Raw genomic sequence first — 681 nt, forward strand, 5'->3', positions numbered from 1 at the left:
CCTGCGCCACGGGATGTTTTGACCAGGCGAGGGTTGGCCGCATCAGCCTCCAGCTTTCGGCGCAAGCGCATGATTAGGACATCGATACTTCGATCGTACACCTCTTCTCCACGCACACGGCTCGCGAGCAAAAGCCGTTCTCTGGATAGCACGTTGCGGGGGTTCTCCAGAAATGCGATCAAGAGATTGAACTCACATGCGGTAAGCTTGACCTCGCCACGCTCCGCACAGATCAGTCGCCGCTGCTTCACGCTGAGCTTCCAGGCCCCAAAGCGAAATGAGCGCTGCTCTCTGGTTCGCGGACTAGAAATGCGCTGGCGTAGCGCTACTCGAATGCGGGCCAAGAATTCGCGCATCCCGAAAGGCTTGGGAATGAAATCGGTTGCGCCGAGCTCCAGTGCAACCACTTTTTCCGCCTCATCAAGCCGGTCGCCGCTGATCACTATGATAGGAACATCCGATTTTGTCGCCAGATTGCGGACGATCGCAAGTCCATCCTCCCGGCCTAGGTTAAGGTCAACAACCACGAGATCGACTGGCTCACGTGAAAGAACATAGTCAAACTGCTTGCTATCGTGGACTGCGGTTACCTTCAGGGCATGCATCGTGAGATACTCGGCGATGAGGCGCCGCATTGCGGCATCATCGTCAATGACAAGAACATGTTTCAACGGCACACCT

General features: G+C 55.9%; 1 protein-coding gene. It reads right to left on the bottom strand.

The features are described 5' to 3' along the window. On the bottom strand, nt 1–671 hold a 671-nt coding region (virG, locus tag NKI21_RS32360), incomplete at its 3' end, for a two-component system response regulator VirG (RefSeq protein ID WP_352556354.1). Between the last annotated feature and the right edge of the window lie 10 nt (nt 672–681).

This window comes from Mesorhizobium sp. M0715 (assembly GCF_040320355.1).
Classification (GTDB): domain Bacteria; phylum Pseudomonadota; class Alphaproteobacteria; order Rhizobiales; family Rhizobiaceae; genus Mesorhizobium.